This window comes from Mesotoga sp. B105.6.4, assembly GCF_002896535.1.
Lineage (GTDB): Bacteria > Thermotogota > Thermotogae > Petrotogales > Kosmotogaceae > Mesotoga.
Window position 1 is genome coordinate 1 of the sequence record NZ_JWIM01000099.1, and the last position, 3,906, is coordinate 3,906.

A 3,906-nucleotide genomic window follows, 5' to 3' on the forward strand; every position below is an offset into this window, starting at 1 on the left:
TATCTTCTCTGTTTTATGGGTTAAAGTGATAAAGTCAAGGAAAATGGTTGTCCGTTATCGGTTCACCGTTCTCCGAGCAGAGCTTCAAGACCTATGAAGCTCTTTGGATGATGATTTTAGGTCCTCCTCCCTCAAGGGAGGATTTAAGATCAAGATCAACAGGAGTCAAATACAGGGTATACTGCCAAGGTTGAAGAAGCATAATATGATTTCTTTTAGCTCCTTAACTTATGGGTAATGATAGGCCTTGCCCGAACCAATAACTATCGCGTCGAATCTTCTGCTGTCCAATACTTTGCCCTCCTCTCTAGTTTAGGTTATTTAATATTTTGGCGTTGGTCAAATCTGACTGTCCTCAATCATCTACTCTTCTCTGATTGAGAGAAAAACCCTGTCTCCAGACATTATGGAAAAGATTCAGTTGTTGCGAACACAGAGTAGCAACGCAAAAAAGTGGGCATTATCTTCGTTCTCAGATTCTTAGGCTTAGGCGTGGATATGGTTGGTTTCTACTCTCAGGGTTAAGAATAAGACCCCCGATTCAGAGAACTGCTTTCTCTGAATCGGGAGTTCTTTCAAGCAATTAAAAGTTTCTTAACTATTTCTTAACCGTTAGGATTTAGTGCTGAATAGAAGGTCCATATGCGGGGAATGTCAACACGGTTCGTATATTGACTTGTGTCATTCCATCAACAATCAGTGGACTGGAAAAACCTTGCGCTCTTCCTATGCCAAATTCTTCAGAGATGATTGTACAATCTATCTTGAAGCCTGGTTCATATGGATGCATCATAATGGGCGCTGCGGAATGATAATGAATAATCATTGGATCTTTCCCGGAGGGAGTCCTATCGATATTGTAATCCCCATACACTAACATTGATCCAGCCGGAACAAACTTTCCCTGTTCGCCGCCATATTCGCCATAGAGAACGGTATCTTCCATGAGCATTACCATGAATCCACCGTCTCTAACAACCCAGCCTTCGGAAGGCACTTCTTCTCCTGAGCTTACATAGGCGCGGTACTCTTCTCTGGGATCGAAAGCAAATGGCATTGCTGAGGGGAGATTGGGACCAAACTGTTTCTCGAAATATGCATCTGCTTCAGCGTGAACTTCTGCAATCTCTTCGTCGCTTCGCCCCATTACATCTTTATGATACCACATCGAAAGATCTCCTTCAACCGGCGCTACATCTGCATTGTAGCGACCCGCTGCCATATAGACTATGTACTTGTCGAAGCCTTGAGGGGTTGGAGTTACTGCAAAACCCGTAATCGAAACTGCTAGTGCTGCGATAACAGTTAATATGATACTCACGGTCAGTTTTCTGGTCATTTCTATCCACCTACCTTTATTGAGATGAATTGATTGTATCAACCAATTACAGGTGGGTTCTGTAATCTGTACTACAAAACTGACAAATACGAGATGATGAGGTGTCTCACAAATCAAATAGATAGAATGAATGATATCCATAATCTTTCTCAATTAGCGATGGTTTAGGTGGTTGTGAATGACCACAATATTGTAAGTGAGAATCTTGAGGCCGACTGGTATATCAAAGTCTCTGTTCCTTGTGTACCATATGGATTCTGAACCATCAATGATATCTTCAAGTATGAATTGGTTCTCTCTAATTCTTCTTATCTAGGTTTGTATCTTGGTCAGCAACAAAACCAGCAACTACAGTATCTTTATCTTATCGTACTCTTTGTTCCTTCTCCTCTCATTCTTTACAGTTCCCTTTACAATGAACTTGTCCATCCTTGTGATAAGATTTATTCAGGCTTCCTTAAAATTCATAATTGATTTAATGCAATCATCATTGAGTCTTTTGGATGCTCTCCTTTTTGTAGCGCCCAAATATATCAGCAGCTAGTTGCTGATGAAGTTCAAAAGAGAATAGGCAGAGTTCGCAGAAGGTGATAGATATGAAGAGTAAGAATCTTTCAAACTTGAAAACGACGACCGGATCTAAACAGTTGATGAAATTGACCCTTATTTCAAAGCTCGACATTTTTCGCGACTTGTCCGATGAAGAAGTTGAGCAAGTTGAAGCAATGGTGAGAATGACTTACTGCAAAGCAGGACACGTGTTTTTCAGTCCCGATGAAAAGGTAGAGGTCTTGTATATGTTGAAGAAAGGTAAAGTACAGATCTACACGATCAATCAAGACGGGAGACGCCTTATCATAGATACATTGGGCCCTGGAACTTTTTTCGGAGAGATGTCACTGACTGCACAAAGTATGCAAGAATCTTTTGCTGAAGCTATCGAAGATTCGCTAATATGCGTGCTCGGTCGATCCGATATCGAGGCGTTGATTATGTATAAGCCTATCGTTGCAATAAGATTGCTCGACATCGTAAGTCAGCGATTACGTTTGACCCGCCTAAGGTTAGAAGAAACGGTGCTCCAGAGTGCCACAATCAGAGTATGTAGTACTCTTTTGAGACTGTCGCAGGATAGTCTTATTATAAGAATTACCCACCAAGAACTGGCGGACACTACTGGTCTTTTTCGAGAGACTGTAACCACAATTCTTGACGAACTTCAATTATCTGGAATACTTGAATTGTCTCGTAAGAAGATTTCGATCAAGGATAGATCGGAGCTGCAAAGGATAACAGAGATGTGATTCGAATCTCGCTCTTCAGGACTTTAACATCCCTAAGATTTCTCGACTCGTATCCTGGTTATTCCTGACCGAAAGGATAATGGATGAAGATCTCGGGGTCAGACACGCCCTGATCGTTTACATCTGTGTTTCTGTCTCCATATACTAGGAAACGGGGCCCCGACTTCGACTCAATTTGCAGAAAGTGATCCGGCTGGTTCGGATAGAATACGGTTCCTATTGAAGCCGCGCTGCTGTTGCCAAAAGGCAGAACAATTATCCTGCCGCTCTTCACCAAAGCGTTTTCAACGAATATTGTCGCGGCTACGGTTCCTGCGATCTCCATTGGATGTGTACCACCCATAAGTAGAAAAGTGGGTCCGGGAACTCCGCTGTCCATGTAATAGACTGGAGTATCCATGTTCGTTCCCTTGAGAGGTTCGAAGTAATCCGAGAGCCATCCGGTGCTCGTTACACCATAACCTGCACGAATGTCAGGCCTGAAAAAAATTGCCATCGAAAATGATGCAACGAGAACCAGCATGAAGATGATAAGAGTTTTTCTCATTTGCTATTACCGCCGATCGTTTAGAGAAAAGCAAGGGGCCTAAGGCCCCTATAATCTATCTCACAAAGAATTCATTGAGAACTTCAACTAGATCCACTGTCTTTTCGAAAAGCTTGAGGGGAATGGATCTCTCCTCACTTATCTTGGTGAACAAATCGTCTTGATTAGCGTCGACTTTAGCAAATAGAGCGTCGGCATATGGCGCTAGAGCCTACAGGATTTCATCGGATGAAGAGTCTCTCCGAGACTCTCCTTGAAGGTTGTCAACGATTATTTTGGTTCCGTAATCTTTGGCCTTCCGAGCGAGAAGCAAGACTCTCTGAAGTTCCGCGTCAATCTCTATCCCTGCAGCTCCTAGACCCCTTCCACTTGCGCCAACGACTATCATTAGCGTTTTGTATCTTTCAATTTCAAACTGATCGGCGTTAAGCAGCTTTTCGAAAGTGTGTTCGATCTTCGCCATTTTGGCTACGACAGTTAACTGAAGGGCACCGGGAGACTGACCAGCGGAGGTCACTATCACCGGCTGCTCGAACCTTACTTGCTCATTTTCCTGCGCAAAGCAGGCAATACAGACGATCAGCAATCCAACTATTAGTATCGTTCTTCTCATGATCATTCTCCTCAATACTCAGGAGCTGAGGCCTCTCCTTCTCTTCTGAACCTAATTTCCCGGACAAATTATACCTATGAGTTTGGTTGAATCTTCAGACTCT

Annotated in this window: 3 protein-coding genes and 1 pseudogene; 1 reads left to right on the forward strand and 3 read right to left on the reverse strand. The window is 43.0% G+C overall.

Going from position 1 to position 3,906, the window contains the following annotated elements; genetic code table 11:
• Positions 1-619 precede the first annotated feature (619 nt).
• Positions 620-1,339 (reverse strand): hypothetical protein, encoded by a 720-nt coding sequence (locus RJ60_RS14705; protein ID WP_099830072.1) that lies wholly within the window; start codon positions 1,337-1,339, stop codon positions 620-622.
• A 596-nt stretch (positions 1,340-1,935) separates the two neighbouring features.
• Between RJ60_RS14705 and RJ60_RS14710 the strand changes: the two genes are divergently transcribed.
• On the forward strand, positions 1,936-2,643 hold the full coding sequence (locus tag RJ60_RS14710; protein WP_099830071.1) for a Crp/Fnr family transcriptional regulator: 708 nt from the start codon (positions 1,936-1,938) through the stop codon (positions 2,641-2,643).
• Positions 2,644-2,701: 58 nt separating this feature from the next.
• Here the strand turns inward: RJ60_RS14710 and RJ60_RS14715 are convergent, their stop codons facing one another.
• A complete protein-coding gene (locus RJ60_RS14715; RefSeq protein WP_099830070.1) occupies positions 2,702-3,190 on the reverse strand; it encodes a hypothetical protein in 489 nt (162 codons plus the stop codon).
• 55 nt (positions 3,191-3,245) lie between these two features.
• Positions 3,246-3,809 (reverse strand): annotated as a pseudogene (locus tag RJ60_RS14720) (DUF6305 family protein).
• Positions 3,810-3,906 lie beyond the last annotated feature (97 nt).